21 protein-coding genes are annotated in these 23098 nt (G+C 61.5%); 9 read left to right on the plus strand and 12 right to left on the minus strand.

Annotation, left to right across the window (positions count from 1 at the left end):
* Positions 1-77 precede the first annotated feature (77 nt).
* A complete protein-coding gene (locus tag B0G77_RS40660) occupies positions 78-1556 on the plus strand; it encodes an MFS transporter (RefSeq protein WP_133667477.1) in 1479 nt (492 codons plus the stop codon).
* A 72-nt stretch (positions 1557-1628) separates the two neighbouring features.
* On the opposite strand, the gene B0G77_RS40665 is transcribed toward B0G77_RS40660, so the two are convergent.
* On the minus strand, positions 1629-2426 hold the full coding sequence (locus B0G77_RS40665) for an IclR family transcriptional regulator (protein WP_133667478.1): 798 nt from the start codon (positions 2424-2426) through the stop codon (positions 1629-1631).
* A gap of 249 nt (positions 2427-2675) precedes the next feature.
* Here B0G77_RS40665 and B0G77_RS40670 point away from each other — a divergent pair, with 249 nt between their 5' ends.
* Complete coding sequence (locus tag B0G77_RS40670) at positions 2676-3434, plus strand: SDR family NAD(P)-dependent oxidoreductase (protein WP_133667479.1); 759 nt, start codon at positions 2676-2678, stop codon at positions 3432-3434.
* Positions 3435-3612: 178 nt separating this feature from the next.
* Here B0G77_RS40670 and B0G77_RS40675 read toward each other — a convergent pair whose 3' ends face one another.
* Both B0G77_RS40675 and B0G77_RS40680 read right to left on the minus strand, forming a co-directional pair.
* Complete coding sequence (locus B0G77_RS40675) at positions 3613-4854, minus strand: CaiB/BaiF CoA-transferase family protein (protein WP_133667480.1); 1242 nt, start codon at positions 4852-4854, stop codon at positions 3613-3615.
* 107 nt (positions 4855-4961) lie between these two features.
* The gene (locus B0G77_RS40680) at positions 4962-5756 is read right to left on the minus strand and encodes a crotonase/enoyl-CoA hydratase family protein (protein WP_133667481.1); all 795 of its coding nucleotides are present in this window, start codon (positions 5754-5756) and stop codon (positions 4962-4964) included.
* A gap of 237 nt (positions 5757-5993) precedes the next feature.
* On the opposite strand from B0G77_RS40680, the gene B0G77_RS40685 reads away from it, so the two are divergent.
* From B0G77_RS40685 to B0G77_RS40705, 5 genes are all read left to right on the plus strand, one after another.
* On the plus strand, positions 5994-6770 hold the full coding sequence (locus B0G77_RS40685; protein WP_133667482.1) for an enoyl-CoA hydratase: 777 nt from the start codon (positions 5994-5996) through the stop codon (positions 6768-6770).
* Positions 6771-6878: 108 nt separating this feature from the next.
* Entirely contained in the window at positions 6879-7865 is a 987-nt protein-coding gene (locus tag B0G77_RS40690) for a nitronate monooxygenase (protein ID WP_133667483.1), read from the plus strand.
* Entirely contained in the window at positions 7862-9031 is a 1170-nt protein-coding gene (locus tag B0G77_RS40695; RefSeq protein WP_133667484.1) for a CaiB/BaiF CoA-transferase family protein, read from the plus strand. The genes B0G77_RS40690 and B0G77_RS40695 overlap by 4 nt, the downstream gene beginning before the upstream one ends.
* A gap of 67 nt (positions 9032-9098) precedes the next feature.
* Positions 9099-10358 carry an acetyl-CoA hydrolase/transferase C-terminal domain-containing protein gene (locus tag B0G77_RS40700; protein WP_133667485.1) on the plus strand — a complete coding sequence of 420 codons (1260 nt, stop codon included), beginning with the start codon at positions 9099-9101 and terminating at the stop codon, positions 10356-10358.
* 79 nt (positions 10359-10437) lie between these two features.
* A complete protein-coding gene (locus B0G77_RS40705) occupies positions 10438-11634 on the plus strand; it encodes an acetyl-CoA C-acetyltransferase (RefSeq protein ID WP_133667486.1) in 1197 nt (398 codons plus the stop codon).
* 104 nt (positions 11635-11738) lie between these two features.
* On the opposite strand, the gene B0G77_RS40710 is transcribed toward B0G77_RS40705, so the two are convergent.
* From B0G77_RS40710 to B0G77_RS40720, 3 genes are all read right to left on the minus strand, one after another.
* A complete protein-coding gene (locus B0G77_RS40710; protein WP_243751499.1) occupies positions 11739-12623 on the minus strand; it encodes an enoyl-CoA hydratase/isomerase family protein in 885 nt (294 codons plus the stop codon).
* Positions 12624-12815: 192 nt separating this feature from the next.
* Positions 12816-12980, minus strand: a complete 165-nt coding sequence (locus tag B0G77_RS40715) for a rubredoxin (protein ID WP_133667487.1) — start codon at positions 12978-12980, stop codon at positions 12816-12818.
* A 33-nt stretch (positions 12981-13013) separates the two neighbouring features.
* Positions 13014-14216, minus strand: coding sequence for a cytochrome P450 (locus B0G77_RS40720; RefSeq protein ID WP_133667488.1), 1203 nt, complete (start codon positions 14214-14216; stop codon positions 13014-13016).
* A gap of 124 nt (positions 14217-14340) precedes the next feature.
* Between B0G77_RS40720 and B0G77_RS40725 the strand changes: the two genes are divergently transcribed.
* Positions 14341-15246, plus strand: a complete 906-nt coding sequence (locus B0G77_RS40725) for an SDR family NAD(P)-dependent oxidoreductase (RefSeq protein WP_133667489.1) — start codon at positions 14341-14343, stop codon at positions 15244-15246.
* Positions 15247-15408: 162 nt separating this feature from the next.
* Here the strand turns inward: B0G77_RS40725 and B0G77_RS40730 are convergent, their stop codons facing one another.
* The 6 genes from B0G77_RS40730 to B0G77_RS40755 form a co-directional block, all read right to left on the minus strand.
* Positions 15409-16224, minus strand: a complete 816-nt coding sequence (locus B0G77_RS40730) for a CoA ester lyase (RefSeq protein ID WP_133667490.1) — start codon at positions 16222-16224, stop codon at positions 15409-15411.
* Between the two features lie 70 nt (positions 16225-16294).
* Positions 16295-17152 (minus strand): MaoC family dehydratase N-terminal domain-containing protein, encoded by an 858-nt coding sequence (locus B0G77_RS40735; protein WP_133667491.1) that lies wholly within the window; start codon positions 17150-17152, stop codon positions 16295-16297.
* Between the two features lie 8 nt (positions 17153-17160).
* Positions 17161-18324 carry a serine hydrolase domain-containing protein gene (locus B0G77_RS40740; RefSeq protein WP_133667492.1) on the minus strand — a complete coding sequence of 388 codons (1164 nt, stop codon included), beginning with the start codon at positions 18322-18324 and terminating at the stop codon, positions 17161-17163.
* 44 nt (positions 18325-18368) lie between these two features.
* Positions 18369-19130: an enoyl-CoA hydratase/isomerase family protein gene (locus B0G77_RS40745; RefSeq protein WP_133667493.1), complete on the minus strand. Its 762-nt coding sequence runs from the start codon at positions 19128-19130 to the stop codon at positions 18369-18371.
* Complete coding sequence (locus B0G77_RS40750) at positions 19127-20728, minus strand: GMC family oxidoreductase N-terminal domain-containing protein (protein WP_133667494.1); 1602 nt, start codon at positions 20726-20728, stop codon at positions 19127-19129. The genes B0G77_RS40745 and B0G77_RS40750 overlap by 4 nt, the downstream gene beginning before the upstream one ends.
* Positions 20729-20857: 129 nt before the next feature.
* Entirely contained in the window at positions 20858-22102 is a 1245-nt protein-coding gene (locus B0G77_RS40755; RefSeq protein ID WP_133667495.1) for a cytochrome P450, read from the minus strand.
* 186 nt (positions 22103-22288) lie between these two features.
* On the opposite strand from B0G77_RS40755, the gene B0G77_RS40760 reads away from it, so the two are divergent.
* Positions 22289-23047 carry a TetR/AcrR family transcriptional regulator gene (locus B0G77_RS40760; RefSeq protein ID WP_133667496.1) on the plus strand — a complete coding sequence of 253 codons (759 nt, stop codon included), beginning with the start codon at positions 22289-22291 and terminating at the stop codon, positions 23045-23047.
* Positions 23048-23098 lie beyond the last annotated feature (51 nt).

The following is a 23098-nucleotide window of genomic DNA, read 5'->3' on the forward strand; positions in this document are numbered from 1 at the left end:
CCCCTCAATAAACACAACTATACGTACATCGTTCAACTATGAGAGGATACGAAAAATCCAATCCAAGGGGACATCCCATGCTGGCTGACGCACCGCCGCAATCGTCTTGGCGCGAGCCGCTCACAGAAGGTCGGCGGCGCTGGTTCCTGCTCGCGGTGCTGATGTCAGCCGTGGCGGCATCGTCCGGCATCACTGTGATCTACACGATGCTGGTGACGCTGTATCGGGTTTTTCCCGGGTCGGCGTCGGTGGGCTGGACCGTCACCGTCTATTGGCTTGGCGCGGCAATCTTCGCGGCTATCTGCGGGCGCCTGGGTGACCTGCTAGGCTACCGGCGCGTTTTGCTCATCGTGCTGGTGATCGCTGCCGTGGGAGGCGTGGTGGCGGCCTGCGCGCCCAGTATTGCCGTGCTGATCGCGGGCTGCGCAATGCAGTCGATCGCGTCTGGCATCACGCCACTTTCGATGGGGCTCGTCCGCGAAAACCTGCCCGCTCGACAGATCCCTTCTGCGGTCGGGTTAATCAGCGCTGCAGGTATGGTGTCGGCCGGATTGATCTACATCTGCGCCGGTGTTGTAGTCGATCACTACTCGTGGCAAGGCGGGTTCTGGCTCAAGGTGGCGTTGTGTGCGATGACGATCGCGGCGGTGCGTTGCTGCGTGCCGAAATCGCATCGCCGCTCAGGCGCGCGAATCGACTTCGTGCGCGGCCTCGCCTTCGCTCCGGCATTGTGCGCGATCCTCTTTGCGGTACAGCAGGTCCATGCCTGGGGACTCCAGGATCCGCGGATATGGGGCTTGGTGACGGCCAGTCTGGTGGTGCTGTGGCTTTGGACGAGGCATCAGCGCAGGGTAACGGTTCCGCTTATCAACATCCGCTTGCTGGCAAAACGTCAGGTCATTCTCGCGAATGCCTGCATGATGTGCGTGGCGATCGGCGCGATGCAACTCGGACAGGTCTTCTCGCTGCTGTTACAGCAGCCGGCGTGGACGCATGCAGGCTTCGGACTGACCGCGACTCAGGCGGGATTTCTGATGTTCACCATCAACATTGTTGCGATGGTTGCCAGTCCGTGGAGCGGGCGCATCGCTACTCGCTACGAGGCGCGTCGGGCTGCGCTGATGGGCATGACCATGCTGGTGATCACGTGGACCTCCCTGATCCTGCTTCATCGCAGTATGTTGCTGTTCGTTCCGGGCGCGATGCTCTGCTCGTTCGGCCTCGCCTTTGCGCACACCGCCGTCTACAACCTGATCATCGAAGCGACGCCCGCCGAACAGACAGGCGAGGCGACCGGCCTGCTCTATGTATTTTTCTCGTGTTTCTTCGCGGTCGGGGCGCAAGCCGTATTCACGCTGCTGCAGGGCGCATCCGTCAGTGAAGGCGGCGCGTCCTTCCCGGCGGCGCAAAGCTATGTGGCGGTGTTCGGATATGTCGCCGGCAGTGCGCTAGTGGGACTCGTTGTCGCGTATGCGTTACCGAAGCAGGGCAACCCGGGCCGTCGTTCCCGCGTTACGGACGGCGGAGGATTGAGCGGCCCGGCACGCACGCGGTGAGTGTGTGACCGGCGCTGCCGCACGCCGCCGTAAGGTGCCAGAAATGTTGCGCACGCGGGCGCGTCAGCAGCGTTACTCTTCTTCGCTCACTTTGCCCAACGCCGACGCGCGTTGTGCAACGACGAGCATATGTTCCTCCAGGCGTTCCCGTTCGCGATCGAATCGCTCAAGCGGCGCGCCGACCGCCATCGCCGCGATCACTTCGCCATCAGGCCCAAAAATCGGCGACGACAGACCTGCCGAGTCGGGCAGCAGCTCGCCGCGGCTGACCGACAAACCTGTCTCAACAATGTTTTGCAGCTCCTCGCGCAGGACTTTCTTGTTGACTGTTGTGTGCTCGGTGTGGCGCTCGAGTTTGACGGTACGCAGGTACTCGGCCAGAAAATCTTCCGATTGGTACGCCAGCAAAACACGCCCGGCGGCGGTGCAATACAGCGGGCGACGCATCCCGACCAGCATCGAATATCGAACAGACTGTGCACTTTCGATGACGTCGACGTACGTAATGACCTTATGCTCCGCGTCGAGCACGCCGATATAGACCGTTTCGTGAGTGCGCTCCGACAATTCGACCAAATACGGACGCAGCATCTTCGAAAAATTCCACACCGCCATCACATTCGCCGACAGCCGGAAGATGGACGGTCCCAACCGGTACCGGCCGCCGTCGTGCATCAGAAATCCTTCTGCCACTAGCGGCCGCAACAGGTTGAGCAGGCTGCTTTTGGGCGACTCCAGTGCGACATTCAGTTCTGCAAGAGACATCCCGTCCGGCGCTTTCGCCAGTACATCGAACAGCCCGAGCAGGCGAGTCAGCGAACGCGGTCCGGTGACATCTTTGTCTGCCGAGGCCAGGATTTCTTTCGACATATCACTCCCCTTCCATTTAATTCAACTCATTATAAATGAACCATTCACATAGTCTCACGTCGGTCGCCGGTTTAGCACACATATTCTTTGGGGATCCGGGATAACGCCAAGGCCACGAGACGGCCCATTCTCTATATAATTGAACGACGTTCGCAAATTTGACCATGACAACATCGCACAATATTGTGGGCCGGTTTGATCTGTGGCGTGTGTGCGTTTTCCATCGGCATGTTACGAAGGAGTTGATTAATGAACGGACTACAGAACCGTGTTGCGATCGTGACCGGCGGCGGGCAAGGATTAGGGCTCGGTATCGCGACTGCGCTGGCACGAGAAGGCACGAACCTTGTCCTGACGGGACGCACCGAAGCGAAGCTCAGACAGGCGGAGTCAACAATGAAGGCGCATGGCGTTCAAGTACTGGTGGTGCCTGGGGACACGCGCAGGCGCGCCGACGCAGACAACACGGTCGCACTCGCAATCGAACACTTCGGACGCGTCGATGCGCTCGTGAACAACGCGCAAAGCAGCACGCCGGGAGTGCCTCTGGAAGCGGTCACCGATGAAAACTGGTGCGAAACGCTCGAATCCGGCCTTTACGGCACACTGTATTTCATGCAGGCCGTCTTGCCGCACATGAAGCATCAGCGTAGCGGCAGGATCGTTAATTTCGGGTCGCGTACCGGCATCGAAGGCACACAGGGATTCGGTCCGTATGCGGCTGCCAAGGAGGGCATCCGCGGCTTGTCGCGAGTCGCCGCACGCGAATGGGGCGCTTACGGCATTACGGTCAATGTGGTGTGCCCCGCTGCGCTGACACCTGCCGCAAACACATATCTGGAAGCGAATCCCAGCGAACGCGCGCGCTATCTGTCCGAGATTGCGCTTGGTCGTTTTGGCGACCCCGAGAAGGATATTGGACGCGTAGTTGCATTTCTATGCAGCGAGAGCTCGGGTTACGTCACGGGCCAGACCATCAACGTCGATGGCGGTCAGTCGATGCTTTAGATGCGCAAGGCGACTCCCAGATCTTCAACGCGCAACGCCGGTTGGCAACGCAGATTTCTCCTCCATCGAACTTCGCGAGAGTGCGATGAAGTTTGGCCCTTGCTCCTTCACCGGAGTCAGGGCCATTTTTTGCCAGGAGTGCGCCGCATGACAGCGCCTGACGGATCAGGCGATGAGCCTAGATGACCTTGCGCGCACGCAACGCGTCGATATCCGCACTTGACATCTCCAGCAGCTCGCGCAACACCACATCGGTATGCTGGCCGAGCATCGGAGGCGGGGTGCAGGAATCGATCGGCGTGCCAGACATCTTCACCGGATTTGCGACCATTCTCACGGCCTGGTCCGACAGCGGATGCGTGACTTCGACGCACATGCCACGCGCCTGAACATGCGGATCAGCGAACACCTGCTGCAAGTTATTGATTGGACCTGCCGGCACGCCCGCGGCGTCGAGCGCAGACAGCAACTCGTCGCTCTGCCACTGTACGATCAGCGGCTCGAACACCTCGCCGAGCGCCCGGCGGTTCCTGACCCGCAGTGCGATTTCACTAAAACGCGGGTCCATTGCCAGTTCCGGATGGTTCAGCACCTGGCACAACCGCGCATACTGTTCGTTGTTACCCGCCACGATCATGATGTCGCGGTCCGCGCACCGAAACATGCGCGACGGCATGCCACCGTTGCCCTCGGTGCCACGTCGCACTGGAACCTCGCCAGATACCAGATACTGGCTGGCGTAGTGCGAGGTAGCGGCGATCATGGAATCCAGCAGCGAGAGGTCGATATATTGTCCGTCGCGATCCGGTCCACCGCCGGCGTCGCGATGATAGAGCGCCGCTACGATAGCAGACGCTGCATATTGCCCGCAGAGAATATCGGCAAGACTCGGTCCGGTTTTCATCGGACCGCCGCCGGGCACGTCGTCGCCATTTCCCGTGATGCTCATCAGGCCGCCCATCGCCTGGAAAATCGAATCGTAGCCAGGGCGCGGACTGTACGGTCCGGTCTGGCCGAAACCCGTGATCGAGCAGTAGACGAGACGCGGATTGACGAGCTTAAGACTTGCGTAATCGAGACCGTATCGCATCAGGTCTCCTACCTTGTAGTTTTCCAGCAGCACGTCGCATTTCACCACAAGCGACCGGATCAACGCCTGACCCTCGGGGGTCGCGATGTCGCAGGTAATCGACTTCTTGCCACGGTTCGCGCTGATGAAGAAAGTCGATTCACGTGTGTCGTTGCCATCGCGGTCCTTCAGGAACGGCGGCCCGAACTGGCGCGAGTCGTCGCCCTTGCCCGGCCGCTCGACCTTGATCACTTCCGCCCCCAGATCCGCCAGCATCTGAGCACCCCATGGCCCTGCGAGGATGCGGCTCAGATCGAGCACGCGAATCCCGGCCAACGCACCTTTTGTCATATCGAACCGTTTCCGTTGAATTCATGCCGGACGCAACGTCCAGACCTTTCGACCAGGCGTGACAGCGGCACCAGATGCCGCCCGCCAGTGCCCAGCTTGTTGCCAGGTTAGCGCCCGGCAAATCTTGCCGTGCGTTTTTCGACAAACGACTGGACACCCTCTTTGGCATCTTCCGTGTTGTAGAGAACCTGCTGGGTCGACTGGATCTTCGAGTATGCGTCTTGCCAGCCGGACCCGAGCGACAGACGCGCATTTGCCATGGTAGCCTGCACGGCCAGCGGCGCCTGGGCGGCGATGCGCTCCGCGATCTCCAGCGCCCGCTTAAATTCTTCGCCCGCCGGCACCACTTCCTGCACGAAATTCATGCGATACGCCTCCTGTGCCGTGAACTCGTCACCCGTGAGCAGGATCTTCATCGCGTTGCCCCACCCCGCGCGCTCCACCATCCGTATCGTCGCGCCGCAGCCTGCCATGATGCCGCGCCTGACTTCCAGTTGAGAGAAACGGCAGTTATCCGCGGCTACGGCCACCTCTGAGGCCAGCATCAGTTCGACGGCCACAGTGAAGCTGATGCCCTTCAGTGCAATCACCACCGGCTTCTTGCGCAGCGGTTCGCGCAGATTGAACGGGTCGACTTCGCCAACGGGAAAGAGCGGCTTACCCTCGCGGCGCAACGGCACGATCTTCGGCATGTCGAGGCCGGCGGTAAAGTGATCACCCTCCGCATAAAGCAGCCCACAGAAAATATCGGGGCTCGCTTCGAGACGCGTGTACGCCCTCGCCAGTTCCTCGAACATTTTGGGGGTAAAGCCATTGCGCTTTTCCGGACGGTCGATGCCGATCAAGAGAATATGGCCGCGCTGTTCCACGCGGATCTGTCCGTCCTCATGGCGTGTCGTCATGCTGTGCCTCCTTGCCTCTTTTGATGAAGCGTCGACCCGAAGCTCAATTGACAAAGCCCCGTCGCGCATTCAGAATTATAAACATCGTTCAAAATACGGGCAAGCCCGGTCCATGCCGGCTCGCCCAGCCCGGTGCTGCGATGCAGCACCGGAAGCAGGTGCGCACAGTCAGCCTGCCTTGTTGCAACTGCGGCAGGCTGGCATCGGTGTTCGTCCGCATTCATGTAAGGAAAACTCATGGCCTACGAAACGATCATCGTCGAAACGCGCGGCAAAACGGGGCTCATCAAGCTTAACCGACCGCAGGCATACAACGCGCTGAACAACCTCTTGATGGACGAGTTGACTGCCGCGCTCGATGGTTTCGAAGCCGACGAGGCGATTGGTGCAATCGTGCTGACAGGCAATGAGAAAGCATTTGCTGCCGGTGCCGACATTAAGATGATGGGCGAATGGACTTACATGGACGTGTTCAAGAGACAGTTCATCACCTCCAACTGGGAACGCACGGCGCGTTGCCGCAAGCCGGTGATCGCCGCGGTGGCCGGCCTCGCGCTGGGTGGCGGTTGCGAGCTGGCCATGATGTGCGACTTCATTCTCGCTGCCGACAACGCCCGCTTCGCATTACCCGAAATCACGCTCGCGACCATTCCGGGCGCTGGGGGCACACAACGTCTCACCCGGGCACTCGGCAAATCGAAGGCGATGGAAATGATCCTCACGGGTCGCAGGATGGATGCCATCGAAGCCGAACGCTGCGGCCTCGTCAGCCGCATCGTGCCTGTCGACGCATTGGTGGACCAAGCGCTGAAAACGGCGGACGCCATCGCCGGATTCTCGCAACCCGTCGTTGCGATCGCGAAGGAATGTGTCAATCGCGCGTACGAGTCCAGTCTCGCCGAAGGCATCCTGTTCGAGCGACGCATGGCCTACGCAACCTTCGCAACGGAAGACCGCAAGGAAGGTATGGCCGCGTTCGCGGAAAAGCGTCAGCCCGTGTTTCGCAATTGTTGATAATCAGGCGCGGGCATGCATCCGCCTTCGTCAGGATCGATTGAAGCGCATGCATTCGACTGATTCCAATTCAACCTGTCATTCGCCCATATGGCCTTACGACCGACCATGAACCCTCACAAGAATCGCATCACCGAATTGCTTGGCATCGACTACCCGATTATCCAGGGAGGCATGCGCTGGGTGGCTCGCGCGGAGCTCGCGGCCGCAGTCGGCAATGCTGGCGGGCTCGGATTCATTTCCGCTCATACGCATGCGAACGCCGACGCGCTGGCGCTAGAGATCGACCGAGTGCGCGCGCTCGGCGACAAACCGTTCGGCGTAAACCTCACGCTGCTCGGCAGTAACGCCGGGCTCGACTATGAAGGCTACGCGCGCACGATCATTGAACGGGGCGTGCCCGTCGTTGAAACGGCTGGAAGCAATCCCGCGAAATACATCGCCATGTTCAAGGCTGGCGGTGTCAAGGTAATCCACAAGTGCGTTGCCGTGCGGCATGCGCTGAAAGCCGAAGCACTAGGCGCGGACGCGGTGAGTATCGATGGATTCGAATGCGCGGGGCATCCGGGTGAAGACGATATTCCGGGGCTGATCCTGATCCCCGCCGCTGCTGACCAGCTGAAGATTCCGCTGCTCGCGTCCGGCGGGTTCGCCGATGGCCGGGGCCTGATGGCCGCGCTCGCGCTTGGCGCGGACGGCATCAACATGGGCACGCGCTTCATGCTCACGCAGGAATCACGTGTTCATCCGGCCATCAAACAGCGCCTGCTGGAAGCAACCGAGCGGGATACGTTGCTGGTTGGACGCACGCTCGGCGATTCGAGCCGCGTGATCAAAAACAGCGTCAGTCTGGCGGCAGTCGAACTGGAGCGCGCACGTGGCGTCACGTCTGCCGATCTGTATGCGCTGACCGGCGCGAGCCGCTGGATGGACGCATTCGCGAGTGGCGATGTCGAAGGCGGTGCCTTTCCGGCTGGCATGGTGACGGGCCTGATCCACGATCTGCCGACCTGCGCCGATCTGATCACGGCAATCATGCGGCAAGCAGCCGAAATTGCGCAACGCGGCTTCCCGTTCAAGGTGCCTGCCGCATGAAGCTTTCGGGCGTTCGCGTCGTCGATCTGTCGCAGTTCATGCCGGGGCCGATGCTCGCGTCGAATCTTGCCGATCATGGCGCAGACGTCATCAAGGTCGAACCGCTGACAGGCGACGCCGCCCGCGGCTCGCTGGAATCGGACAGCGAGTTTTTTGTCGCGCTCAATCGGGGCAAGCGGAGCATCGCACTCGATCTGAAACATCCCGATGGTCTTGCCGTCGCATTGAGATTGATCGACGAGGCCGATATCGTGATCGAGTCGTCGCGGCCTGGCGTCGCGGCGCGTCTGGGCATCGGTTACGACGCGGTGAGCCGCACCAATCCTCGTCTCGTCTACTGTTCCCTGACAGCCTTCGGTCAGACAGGCCCCCTTTCGCATATGCCGGCGCATGACCCCGTCATCCAGGCCCTGGCGGGAACCTTGCCACGCGACGAGCGCGGCGCGCCCGTGACGTCGGGCGCATCGCTCGCTGCATTGGCGGGCTCGCTCACGGCATTGTCAGCGGTGTTGATGGCGTTGTTGCACGCGCGCGAAACAGGTCGGGGAGACTTCGTCGACATTTCGCTCTACGACGCAGCGCTGACGGCACAACCGCATCTGACTGGACGCGCGCTCAACCCTGTTGAAGGGGACGCTGTCGAAACCGCGCATGGCGGCAATGCGATTGCCCTGCTCGCCGCGTATCGGACGGCCGATTCGCAATGGCTATGTCTCGGCGGCCGCGAACTCGACTTCGCGACCAATCTGCTGACGCCGCTTGGCCGGCCGGATCTGATTGCCGTCGCGGTCGGAGCCGCCGGCGAAGCACAGGCCGATCTGCGTACGTTCCTCACCCAGGTTTTTCTGACGCGCACGCTGGGCGAATGGCTCGCCTGGTTCGAAGGCCGTCGAGTGAGCGTCGCACCGGTGCTGTCGTTACGTGAGGCGCTCGCGCATCCGCACACTCACGCCCGTCAGATGGTGAAAGTGGACGCTGCCGGCCGCCAGCACGGCGCAAGCGCGATTCGGTTCCGGCGCGATCCAGCACAACCCGCTCTGTCGATACCCGCCATCGGCGAGCACACGGCGGAGATTCTCAACACGCTCGGTTATGGGCCGGAACACATCGCCGCACTCGGTTCATCCGGCGCCATCCGCGCACAGAACGCCACCGCGAAGGCGTAATGTCATGCCCTCGCCAATGTCATGATCAGCAACCTGCCGCCCCTGCCCTTCGCGACCTTACAGCCTCATGCCTAAGCTCCTGCAACCCGGGTCCATCGACTTCGCGTCCATCGTTCTGCCTGGTGACACCATTATGTGGGGTCAGGCAAACGCAGAACCGGTGCCGTTGACCCAGGCGCTCGTCGCGCAACGACACCGTATCGGCCAGTTCCGCGTGTTCCTTGGCGCAGGCGCCACCGATACCTGCAAGCCCGAGCACGCCGACTGCATCGACTTCGTTTCCTACTGCGGCACCGGCACGAATCGCGCACTGGCGCGCGCGGGCGCGCTCGATGTCCTGCCGTGCCACTATTCGCAGTTTCCGCAGATGATCCGCTCCGGTGCGCTCAAGGTAGACGTGCTACTGCTGCAACTCGCGCCGCCGGATGAGGAAGGCCGCTACAGTCTGTCGATCGCACACGAGTATCTGATTCCGGCACTCGACACGGCCCGCATTATCGTCGCCGAGATCAACGATCAGGCGCCGTGGACGTATGGTGAGCGGTATCTGCGCGACGACGATCTCGACTTCACGCTGCCAACATCGCGCGCGCCACTCGAAAACGCGCCAGGAAAAGCTGGCGACATTGAGCTGGCGATAGCCGGTCACGTTGCTGACTGGATCGAAGACGGTGCGACGCTACAGTTCGGTCTCGGTGCGATTCCTGAAGCCGTGCTCGCGCGTCTGTCGGACCGGCGGGACCTTGGCGTTCACTCGGGTACGATCGGCGACAAGGTTGCCGATTTGATGGACGCTGGCGTGATCAACAACACGCGAAAGAGCGTTGACAGGGGGCTGACGGTGGCTGGCGTCATGATGGGCAGCCGCCGCATTCACGACTTCGCGCATCGCAACAGTGCCGTGCAGTTTCGCTCGACGAGCTACACACACGATCCGGACGTGCTGGCCCACATCGACCGTTTTGTCGCGCTCAATTCAGCGCTCGAAGTTGATCTCAGCGGGCAGATCAACGCAGAGATAGCGGGCGGCGGCTATGTCGGCGCGGTCGGCGGCGCACTCGACTTCCTGCGCGCTGCACGGCGCGCCAAAGGCGGCTTGCCCGTGGTCGCCTTGCCTTCGACAACGGGCAAGGGCGCGAGCCGCATCGTGTCGACGCTCAGTGGCCCGGTCAGCACGCCGCGCAGCGACGCCGGCATCATCGTGACGGAATACGGCGTCGCGGATCTACGCGGACTCACCCTCACGCAGCGACGCGAGCGCCTACTGGCAATTGCGCATCCCGACTACCGGGCCGTACTCGAACACTCCACCAGCGGAGCCGCCTGAAGCAATCCGGTCAGGACGATGCAGCCGGCCAAACCTGGTATGGTAGCCAGCACTTTCCGCGCCATTTGAAGGAGCTCATATGAAGCGAGCAGCGATCGTCTCTCCTGTACGCACCCCCGTTGGCACGTTTGGCGGCAGTCTGCGCAGCGTGCCGGTCGAAGAACTCGGCGCTCTGGTCATCAGAGAAGTCTTGAAGCGCATCGGGCTCGATCCCGCCCGCATCGACGACGTGGTTTTCGCGCAGTCGTACGCGAATAGCGAGACGCCCTGCGTCGGGCGCTGGGTCGCGTTGCAGGCGGGACTGCCAGTGGAGGTGCCCGGCATGCAACTCGATCGACGCTGCGGCGGCGGACTGCAGGCACTCGCGACAGCAGCGATGATGGTCCAGACCGGAGCCGCCGATGTCGTGCTCGCGGGCGGAGTCGAAAGCATGAGCAACATCGAGTACTACAGCACCGACATGCGGTGGGGCGCGCGCGCGGGTTCAGTGCAATTTCATGACCGGCTCGCGCGTGGCCGCGAACGCTCGCAACCCGAGGAACGCTTCGGCTATATCCCGGGCATGATCGAAACGGCCGAAAACCTCGCGAACGACTATCACATCAGCCGCGAACAGGCGGACGAGTATGCGGTGCGCAGCCATCGACGGGCGGCCGAAGCGTGGGCGTCGGGCCGCATGGCGGACGAAACGGTGGCCGTCACTGTGCCGCAGAAAAAAGGCACACCACTGCTCGTTGCCAGAGACGAAGGCTTCCGCGAGGACGCCAGCATGGAGAGCCTCGGCAAGCTGCGCACGTTGATCCCGGGTGGCACCGTCACGGCAGGCAATTCCAGCCAGCAGAACGATGCGGCAGCCGCCTGCCTTGTGGTCGCCGAGGACAAGCTCGAAGCACTCGGTCTGGAGCCGATGGCCTGGTTCAACGGTTGGGCCGCAGCGGGTTGCGAGCCTTCGCGCATGGGCATCGGCCCGGTACCCGCCGTACAGAAACTGATGGCGCGCACCGGGCTGTCGATCGATCAGATGGATCTTGTCGAACTGAACGAAGCCTTCGCGTGCCAGGTGCTGGCCGTGCTCAAAGGATGGGGATGGAACGATCCGGACCGTCTGAACGTCAACGGCTCGGGCATCTCACTGGGCCATCCTATCGGCGCAACGGGTGTACGCATGATGACCACCCTGCTCTTCGAACTGCAACGTCGCAAGGGCCGCTATGGTCTCGCGGCAATGTGCATCGGTGGCGGCCAGGGTCTCGCCGCGCTATTCGAGCGGGCTTGAGCAGCGCCTGCGATGTTATTGCAGCAGTGGTGACAAAACGGGGGGATCTGATGGATCCGGCGCGCGACCGCGCGCGCCGCTGCGCTGATCGGGTCTCTTGCCAATCAATCCGGCCCCGACGGCGGTCCGTTTGATCCTTGATTGAAAAAGCGCTCGCGCTGAATACGCACTTCGTCGGAGGTCATCAAAGCATCGAAAATGGCTCGCGCGCTTTGCATGCCCGCTTCGAAGTCGATACATTCGACCGAAGCGGCGATCGCCTCCAGCGCCTGCGCGCGCGCGTGAGTATTCCCCCCATTTGCCGCGAGTCCCGCGCGCGCCGTCGCGAGAACCTGTGTAGCGTGACTTCTGGATACCGTGAGATTCCGGATCAAAGGCAGCGACAGGTCGTTATGCTCAACCAGTGCGTGCGCCACCCGCCTGGCGGAATTCAGAGCCTGACCAGGCTCGACGATACGATCAAACAAAACGGTCCCGGCAAACGACGCTGCCCGTTCTATCCGCGCCGAGAGGATCATGTCGATGGCCCGCCGGAGGCCGACCGCGCGCGGCATGCGTTGCGTGCCCGACAACGGAATGGTGGCGAGCCCGACTTCCGGCAGCCCGATCCGCGCATCGGCTTCGACGACGCGATAGTGGCACACCAGCGCGGTTTCCAGGCCACCACCCACCGCCATGCCATGAATGGCGGCGATGACAGGCTTGTTCATTGACTCGATCAGCGGATGAATGTGCATCGACAGTCCGGGCGGTGCGGCAGCCGCGGGCGTTCCAAATTCGCGGATATCTCCGCCCGCGCAAAAGCCGTTGCCGTGCCCGGTCAGAATGACCGCCTTCGCGTGCCCGTCTGCTCGAGCCCGCTCGAAGGCTTGTATCAAACCGGCTCGCACCACGACGTTCAACGCATTGACTGGCGGGTAGTCAATCGTGATAGTTGCGACATCGCCGGCGCGAACATAGCGTACCGGCTCAGCACTAATACTGGCCACTGACGGCTGCACCGCGCCCCTCGTCTGGTTCGGACCTCGGGCCGCCTGTCACTGTTCGGCGCATGCTGTGATGACAGGTATGAGCAAGGTCCGCCTGAGCGATCGAGTTTGAAACAGTTATTGCCCGCGCAAGCACTAGCCAATCAGCGGACACGCAGTGCAGGTCGAAAGAAGCGCGCCCGGCAGCCTGCATCAGACTTGAATCATCACAAATTCAGCTTTCGCCGCACCGCATTCCGGGCAAGCCCAATCGTCGGGAATGTCGGCCCAACGCGTGCCCGATGGAAAACCTTCCGCCGGGAGACCGACTGCTTCGTCGTAGAAAAAGCCGCAGAATATACATTGCCATTGTTTCATCGTTTTCGTCCTGTCATGGATAAGGGAAGAGAGTCAGGACGCGACTTTCCATGTAAGCGGCAGATAAAGCATCCCGTTCACGGCGCCGGAGCCACAACGCGGCTTGTCACCTTCGCGAATCCTGAAATCGGGAATGCGCTTCAGCCATTCCTGCAAAAACACCTTGATTTCGGTGCGCGCGAGGAACGATCCTGGACAGCGATGCGGTCCATTGCCGAATGCAGCGTGCAGCACCGGCTTGCGGGTCAGGTCGACATCGAGCGGATTGGAGAATTTGCGGTCGTCAAGACCAAACAACGAGTTGGGCAACTGGATCTGGTCGCCCTTCTTCAGCGTCACACCCTTGTACTCGATGTCTTCGGTGACGAGCCGCGCCGTGTTCGCCACGCCGAACCGGCGAATCAGTTCGTCGACAGACGAAATCATCAGTTCGGGATTCTCGATCAGTTGACGTCGATGGCTCGGGTTCTCGGCAAGAAAGCGGGCGATGAAGCCCATCAGCGAAGCGACCGTATCGAGACCGCCGAACAGCACAACGATGAACATACCGAACATGCGATCGGGCCGCATCGGTGCGCCGTCGATCTGCGCATTCGCGATCAGGCTGATCAGGTCGCCGCCCGCGTTGGCCTGGCGTTCCGCCACCCAGGTAGAGATATAGGCGCCAAGCAGATTCTGCGATTCCATACGTTCCTCGAGCTTGCCGCGAACCGACATCTCAGCCCATTCGAGCAGCCGTTCACGGTCACTCAGCGGTAGATCGGCAAGGCGCAGAAAAATCACGATCGGCAAGATCTTGGCGAACTCGGAAACGAATTCACATTTGCCGCGCGGCGCCAGCTTTTCAATTAACTCCACGGCGAGGGCGCGTACATCATCTTCGAGCGAAGCGATTGCCTTCGGCAGAAACGACGGCGTAATCAAGTTCCGATAAGCGGTATGCTCGGGCGGATCGAGTTCGAGCGGTACGAGCTGCACCTGGCTCAACGGCGGAATATTGACGCTGCGATGCGAGAAATGCGTATGATCCTTCTGCATCGCTTCGATGTCTTCTCCGCGCGTTGCGATCCAGTGTCCACCATAGTATGGAGACCACACGATGTCCGGACCGGCATGCAACGCCTTCCATGCCAGATGAACGTCATCGGCGGCGCCCGGTGGATTCATGTAGTCAAAATCCACCACTCGCTCATGCGGTACATGGTCCGGCACGCTCCAGTTCTCTGGCAATGTCATCTTGTGGTCTCCTCGCAGATTGGGATCGCGCCGCGCATAGTTCATAATATGCAACGCTGTTCAGTTTTGTTATTATAGGCCGATGGATTTTCTACATCAACGCCTGTATCGAATGGAGACGACAGTGAGCGATATCGTGAAGGACAAGGTTGTGGTCGTAACGGGAGCGGGGGCCGGCATCGGCCGCGATTTCGCACTCCAGTTTGCGGCGGCTGGCGCGAAGGTCGTGGTCAACGATCTGGGCCGCCATGCGGAGAGCGGTGAGTTCGCGGCCCATCGTGTCGTGGCGGAAATCAAGGAAGCAGGCGGCGAGGCAGTAGCCAGTACAGATAGCGTCGCCGAATGGGATTCGGCGCAGAAGATCGTGCAGGCCGCGCTGGACACCTTCGGGCGGATCGATTGCGTCGTGAACAACGCGGGCATCGTGCGCGACCGGATGTTCTTCAATATGAGCCCGGAAGAATGGAAGGCCGTCGTCGACGTGCATCTGAACGGTTCGTTTTTTGTGGCCCGGGCCGCCGCGCCGCACTTCAAGGCGCAAAACGGCGGCAGTTACGTCCACATGACATCCACCTCCGGTCTGATCGGCAATATCGGCCAGGCCAACTACTCGGCCGCCAAGATGGGCGTCGTGGGACTGTCGAAGTCGATTGCGCTCGACATGGCGAAATTCAACGTGCGCTCGAACTGTATTGCGCCGTGGGCATGGACCGCGATGACTGCATCGATTCCGTCTGATACGCCGGAGCAAAAGGCCCGCGTCGAGATCATGAAGAAGATGGAATCCCGCAAGGTCGCCCCGCTCGCGGTCTATCTGGCATCGGACCGCGCTGCCAAGGTATCCGGGCAGATCTTCGGCGTGCGCGCGAACGAAATCTATTTTTTCAACCAGATCCGCATGGTCCGCTCGTTGCACCGCGACGGCGGCTGGACGCCGGAATCGATCGCCGATCAGGTCATGCCCGCGTTCGAGTCCAGCTTCTTCCCGAACGTACCGTCGCTCACCCTTACGCCCTGGGACCCGGTTTAACGCACACGGTCTGCATGCAACAGGCCGCCGCCAACTACAGCGACCTCCATGGTCAGCCGCTCATCTGCGGCTGGCCAGGTTGGAGTTCAACCAGGCGCGTTAACACCCGCCTGCCTGCAACGGGCGTTTCGCCGGCGCAGGTACCGGCTGGCGCATTGCAACCTACGCGCCCGTCGACCTGCGCTCCATCATTGCCAGCTGGCGCCTCGCCTTGAGGAGAACCGGCAGGTCCACCATCCGGCCGTTCACCGATACCGCGCCGCCACCTGCGCGCGCGAACGCTTCGACCACTTCTCGCGCCTTCGCAAGGTCCTCTTCACTCGGGCTGAAAGCGGCATTGACCTGGGCGATCTGTTTTGGATGGATGCAAAGCTTGCCGCCGAATCCCAGATTTCTCGCACTCGATGCATCGGTCGCGAGTTGAGCGGCGTCATCGAGCGTCACGGTCACACCATCCACTGGAGGCAATAACCCGGCCACCCGAGACGCGAGCACGATCCGCGAACGCGCATAGAGCAGCGCCTCCCCAGAACCCGAGCAATCTACATCGAGTTCGAAATCGACCGAGCCGAACACGAGCCGTTCAACGCCAGGCATCTGCGCCACCTCGAGTACCTGCCATACGCCAAGCGCCGATTCGATGATCGGCAGAATCGGCCTGGCGGTCGCGCGAGCGACAGCTTCGAGGGCCAAAGCGCTCTCCGCCTTCGGCAATACGACGCCGTCGAGGCCGCCCAACGCCAGCAACGAGAGGTCTTCACCGAACCATGGCGTGCCAAACCCATTGATGCGCAGATACACGCGCGTGGTCGATGCGGCGAATGCCGCCATTGCATCTGCGACATGCTGGCGAGCCGGCCCCTTGTCCGCTTCACTAACGGCGTCTTCGAGATCCACGATCACCGCGTCGGCGCCAGAGTCGAGCGCCTTGGCGAAGCGCTCAGGCCGGATACCGGGAACAAATAGAAACGAGCGCATAACACCCCAGGAAAAATGAAGGTCAGATACCCGCGTGACCGCTATTTACATCAGGCAACAAAGCAGACAGCTACGCGAGAACAGCGTTGGCCTCCATGCGCAATGTGCCATCACTGCCGGCGATCCACAGTTTGACCGTTTTACCCTCCTCGCTTTCGGGCCGCCCGCAAACAAAAAATGGACTCGTGTCGATCACCGGGCTCATTGCGCGAAACGAAAAAGCCGTGACCGCCTCCTGTGGCCGTTCACGGCGCAGCAGATCGAGCAACAGCGTCGCCAGCAGCGGGCCATGCACGACGAGGCCCTGATAGCCCTCCTGCTCCGTGGCGTACGGTCGGTCGTAATGGATGCGATGACCATTCAATGTCAGCGCTGAATAGCGAAACAGCAGCACCGGGTCGGGACGAATCTCGCGCGTCCACTGCGCGCCCTCCGGTGCGAGTCGGAGTACCGGCGACTCCTCGTTGGCAGCGGGATGATCACGATAGACGATGTCCTGGCGTTCCGTAATCGCCACGCCTGCGGCGTCGCTGATCTCATGCAGCACCTTGACAAATACGAGGTCGCCGCTGCGGCCGTGCTTGTGCGTAACGTCCTCGATGGTCGACAGACGGGTAACCGCATCGCCGGCCCTCAGCGTCCGCGAAAACGCGAGCTGACTGCCCGCCCACATTCGACGGGGTAATTCCACCGGTGGCAGGAAACCGCCGCGCTTCGGGTGCCCGTCCGGGCCTATGAGCGACTGTCGGTGCACCGGCAAAAAATAGAGCCAGTGCCATAGGGGTGGCAGCGCATCCCCTGGCGCGACTGGCAAACCGTCGTGGTCGAGCGTAGCGGCGAGCGCGGCCATTGGCGTCAGCGTAAGCGTGTCGGAAACACGTTCGCTCCTGCCGATCCATTTCTGTAAATGAGCGAGATCTATTGTCATGACATCAACTAGCTCAGGTTCAATGCCTGGCGGATCGCCTGCGCGATCGGCAACAGGGCATCCTCTTCCGGCGATGTTGGGTTAAACAGCTTGTTGTGGCAGATTGCAACGGCCAGACCGATGTCCGGATCAGCCCAGCCGATCGAATTCCCCTGCCCCGGATGACACAATGCGCGCGGCGACTGAACCGCCGTCACCGGCGGATGATTGCCGCCGAACCAGAACCCGCCGATGGTGATCGGTATCGGAAATCCGAACATGACCGGATCAGGTTCCTCGCTGTTCGCCCGCGGCGTGTTCAATGTCGCGACAAGTTCTTTCGACAGCAGCCGCACGCCGTCGATCTCGCCACCGCCAGCCAGCATCGCCCAGAAGCGCGCTTCGCTGCGTGCGTTAAATATGCCTCCCACACCGGCCACCTCCGCGCGACGCACATCGGGCCGTTCGAACACAGTGGGATTCAGCGCAACCTGCTCGGGCATCGACGCCAGGAAAAGCGGCGGCAGATATTCGGACGGAACTGGCACCATCGCGTCGGTGAGTTTCGCGATGCGTGGCTCGACGGCGTCCGGGATGCCGATCCAGAGGTCCGAAATACCGAGCGGCTCTGCGATTTCTTCACGCACAAAGCGCCCCAGCGAGCGCCCCTGCGGATCCGCGCGCCGCACCAGTTCGCCGACGATCCAGCCAAAGGTCATCGAAAGATAGAGCGTCTTCGTGCCAGGCTCCGCCAACGGCTTCAGGTCGGCGATCGCAGCGGTCATCCAGGCCCAGTCGCACATTCGCTCGGGCGTCACGCCGTCGGGCATCTGTGGCACGCACGCACGATGCGTCAGCACATCCCGAACCGTCGTGCGCGCCTTGCCGTGCGCGCCATACTCAGGCCAGTAGCGCACCACCGGCGCGTCATAGTCGATGCGGCCGCGATCGGCCAGGATGTGCAATGCGGTCGCCGCGACGGCCTTGGTCACCGAGTAGACATTAAACAGCGTCTCGCCGTCCACCGGGCGTCCGGTCGCCAGATCGGCCACCCCGCTCCATGCGTCGATCACCAGCTTGCCATCCAGATAAGCGGCGACCTGGACGCCGATTTCGCCACCTTCGCGAGTCGCGTAGCCCAGCGCCTGCTGGACGATCTGGGTATCGTTCAAAGTTTGCGCCGATACGTTCATGCAGTATCTCCTTGATCAAGATTCCGTGGGTGCTGCCGCGCCGTTCACGCCTGCGCTGCAACGCTGCCGAGCCCTTCAAGAGCGAGGCCGTAGCCCAGTTCCTCGAGCATCCGGCGCTTGAACGGCTGGACAAACACCGTGCGCGTGTACCGCAGTGTTGCGGCCGGTTTTGCCGCCAGTTCTCTCGCGAGATCCCAGGCACGCTCAAGCAGGCGCTCAGGCGCCAGCACTTCACTGACGACACCGAGTTCCAGCGCCTGATGTGCCGAAAGACGCTGACCCGTGAGCAGAAAATAGCGGCTGCGGTTGTGGCCGAGCAGCATCGGCCACACAACCTGCACGCCGTCCGCCGGCACCACGCCATGGATGAAGTGCGCCTGATCGGCGATGTCTGCATGGCTCGAGGCCAGAACGATATCGGACAGCGCGGGCAACTCCGCGTGAATGTGCGCGGGTCCGTTTATCGCGCCAATCACCGGGACCGGGATATCGAGCAGTTGCATCAGAAGGTCCTGCCCCTCGCGCTGCAGACGCGGCCAGACCTTCGACATCGGCTCCGACGGCAGTTCCGCGTAATTCATGTTGTCGCAGAACACGTCGCCGGTGCCGGTCAGGATGACCACCTTGTTCTCGAGGTCGCGCGCGACCTGGTAGAACGCCTCGCCGAGTTGCGTATGAATGCTGCCGTCGAGTGCCCCCCATCTGAGCGGACCGCCTTCGGTATGCAGCCGGATCAGGAGAATGCCATCCTGCCTGTCGAAATGAATGTTTGCGTAACGTTCGCGATACTCGTCAAGCCGGGTCATCGTGCGTCCTCCAGGATCAGATCGGCGGCCCGCCATGCCATAGCCATCATCGGGCCGTTCGTGTTGCCGGAAATCATCGTCGGCGTGATGGACAGATCCATCACGCGCAAGCCGCCAACACCCCGAACACGCAGCCGCGAATCGAGCACGGCAAGGCTATCGGTGCCCATCTTGCAGGTGCCGCAAGCGTGATAGCCCGACTGGCCTTCGCGCCGGTACAGATCCAGGATCTCGTCGTCGGACTGCAAGGCGAAGCCGGGTCGCGTTTCGCCATCCATCAGGCTCGCCAACGGTTCTGCTGCGAAGACCTTGCGCATCAGCCGGAACGCGTTGATCGCCATCCGCTGGTCATAGGGATCGGCGAGGTAGTTGGCGACGACCTCCGGTGGCGCGTTGTGGTCGGCGGAAACAATCCTCACGTGCCCTTGACTCTCGGGCCTGAGCGGATAGCTGAAAAGCTGCATGCCGGGGAACGGCTCGAAACCATACCCGGCAGCGCCAAAATCCAGGGAATACGGCGCCATCATCAATTGCACGTCAGGCCGGGTGGCATCGCGCGCAGTTTTGACGAACCCTCCCACCTGATACGAGCCAAGCGCCATGACGCCGCTATGGAACAGAAAATATTGCAGCGCATTGCGCCACAGGCGCGCCCCGGCAAACTCCCGATTCTGCGAATCGCGCGATTGCCTAAGGCGTGCCTGAATCATGTACAGCAAATGTTCCCGCATGTTCAGGCCGACCCCGGGGCTCGCAGCAACCACACGGATGCCCAACGACTGCAGATGCTCGGGATTACCCACGCCCGACAGCTGCAAAAGCCGCGGCGACTCGAGTGCACCTGCTGACAGCACCACTTCACGTTTTGCCTTGTATGTCATCTCGACGCCCGCGCGCCTGCATTGCACGCCCACGGCGCGCGTGCCTTCGAATATGACCCGACTGACTTCTGTGCCCGTGACGACCACCAGGTTTTTTCGCTTCCTCGCGGGCTTGAGAAACGCTTCAGCGGAGCTTTGCCGACGACCATTTCGGATCGTGTAGGTCAGGTACGCCACGCCTTCGTGATCGAGCCTGTTGATGTCTTCGAGGCGTGGCACGCCGAGCGACTGACAGGCGTTGAGTACCGCTTCGCCGAGACGGTTGCGCTGCGCGTACAGCGACACTTTCAACGGACCGCCTTCGCCACGCAGTTCATCCGCGCCCAGCGCGTGGTCTTCGATGCGCCTGAAGCACGGAGCCACGTCCTGCCAGCCCCAGCCCTCCACGCCAAGCGCCGACCACCCGTCATAGTCTTCGGGATGGCCGCGCATGTAAACCATGCCGTTGATGCTGCTCGATCCGCCGAGCATCTTGCCGCGCAACCAGACTTCGTTGCGATGGCCATTGCCGTTATCCGGCTGCACCGGGATGAACCACGCGTGAGTGGGATCGCAAAGCAGCTTGCCGAACCCTTTTGGCATCCGGATGAGGGGGCTCGTATCCTCCGGGCCCGCCTCGATCACCAGTACTTCATGGCGCCCACTCTCCGACAGGCGGTTTGCCAGCACGCATCCGGCGGCCCCCGCCCCCACGACGATATAGTCGAATTCGGTCATCAGTTCAGTCTCCGACCGCCGGCCGAACGATCTCGCTTCCGGCAAGCGGCATTCGCGGCCGCGTGTTGTTATGGATATAGAGACAGGGTCCAGCACGATAGGCCGGGTGGACCCCTGCGCCTTTTGCACTCAATCGAATACGACCGGAATCGAATGCGGAACGCGCATCATGATGCCGTTGATGAGGGGCGACGGAGCCGCAGGATCGAGACGCAGATTCGGCAACCGGTCGAGGATCGCGTTGAGTGCACGCGTCATCTCGACGCGCGCCAGATGCTGACCGATGCACACGTGCGGCCCGTATGCGAACGCGAAATGCCGGTGCGTGCTGGTGCGGAAAATATCGAACCGGTCAGGATCCGTGAAGCGGCTGGGATCGCGGTTGGCGCTACCCGCCACCACGTCGAGAAACGCTCCCGCCGGAATATCGACACCCCCCAGCGTCACATCGCGCGCCGCCACGCGCGACTGCATCAACACCGGGCCATCCCAGCGCAAGGCTTCTTCAATGGCACGCGGCACAAGCGTGCGGTCGCGGCGCACGGCGTCGAGTTGATCCGGATTTCTCAGCAGTCCGAGCAGCAATACGCTGGTCGCACGGTAGGTCGTGTCGCCGCCCGCATTCACCAATTGCCGGAGAAATGAAATGACGACTTCTTCTGGCAGGAACTCGCCTTCGACCTCAGCCGTGGCCAGCATGCTGACGAGGTCGTCGCCGGGGCTATCTCTGCGCTGCGCGACGAGTTGCGCGAAATAACTTCCCAGCTTGGTAGAAGCTTCGACGCCGTGCTCGATATCGACTGAGACGAGCGTCTGAGCGATGGCGAGCTTGTGGAATATCTTGACGTCTTCCGGTGGCAGCGCCAGCTGACGGTAAATGATGTTGAACGGGTAGTGCAGCGTAAATTCCTGCACGAGATCGGCACGGCCGCGACCGGCGAATTTTTCCATCAGGTCGCTCACCACCGGGTCGACCAGCGTATCGCCCCACGCAGCCACCGTATTGGGCAGGAAGGCCTTCTGGAAAATCCGCCGGTACCTGGGATGCTCGGGGGCGTCCATGGTCGAGATGCTGCGGCCGAAACTGATACCGATATTGCGTTCGTAAGACCGATTCGAAAATGTCGCCGGATCGCCGAGCACCTGCGAAACCTCGTCATAGCCGAACACACAATAATGCGCGACGTCGGCCATTGTCAGGTCGGCATGCGTGCCCATGAGTACACGATAGTCTCCCTTCTGCACTGAGCCTTGCACGCGTAACCCGGCAATACGCGGATAAGGATCGCTATCCGCGCCGTAGGCCAGAGCATCCTCGAAAAAGGGATTGAACGCAGGATCGTCGAAATCCTGAAGTCGCAGCCGGTCACCCATGATGCTGTCTCCTGTTTATGAGTTCGCATAAGGCCTGCGCGCAAACGCGTCGCCAAGTGCTAATATGCGAACTATGTTCGATTTTGCACGATTGTGCAAGACGCATTTATTGTCTGAAGATGGCGTCGATGTCACCGGATACGGGACAGCGTCGCCCCTCTGGTATCAGTAACAGGGAAGTACGCCATGCCGTCTAACAGCAACAGCTCCACGCGCACCACCGCCGCGGGCAGACCCGCCACGGTGGCCGCGCCAGTTGCGGTCGCCCGACGCACAACGCCCGAGCGCATCCTTGACACCGCCGAGGAACTTTTCGCATTGCACGGATACTTCGGCACATCGATCCGCGACATCATGCAAGCCTGCGGACTGGAATTCAGCCTCGCGCGTTATCACTTCGGGAACAAGGACGCGTTGTTCCGCGAAGCGATCGGACGGCGCGCAGGAGAGATCAGCAAGCAGGTCATTGCTTCGCTCGATGCGTTGCTGGAAAGCACCGGCAACATGCCGCCCGGCATCGAGGCCATCGTGACTGCACTGTCCACGCCTGCATTCGAGCACCTGAAGAGCGGCGACCGCGGCTGGCACAACTACCTGCGCCTGCTGACCCAGAACAGTTGTCTGCTCGAGCGGCCCGACCTCACTGCGCCCTTTTACGATCAATATTCACCGGCCGCAGCGCGTTATCGCGAGGCGTTTGCGCTCGCGCTACCCAACGCGGATACCGACACGGTCAGGCTGGTGCAGAGCTTCGTCGAATCGGTATTTCATCTGGTGCTGAATGAGCTGTACGCGCGCGCCGCGAAGGCAGGTGCAAACGCCAGCGCACCGCCGCTTTCACCGAGGGAGGTCGAACGAATGCGCACGTATCTCATCCGCTTCGCCGTTGGTGGCATCGATGCGCTTGCACGACCGGGCTCACCACCCGGGAATCCCGAGCATTGACAGTCGACCGACAAAGCGTTCACACTTAAGAACGCTATTCAAAAAAATAAA

The sequence above is a fragment of the Paraburkholderia sp. BL10I2N1 genome, from assembly GCF_004361815.1.
GTDB lineage: Bacteria > Pseudomonadota > Gammaproteobacteria > Burkholderiales > Burkholderiaceae > Paraburkholderia.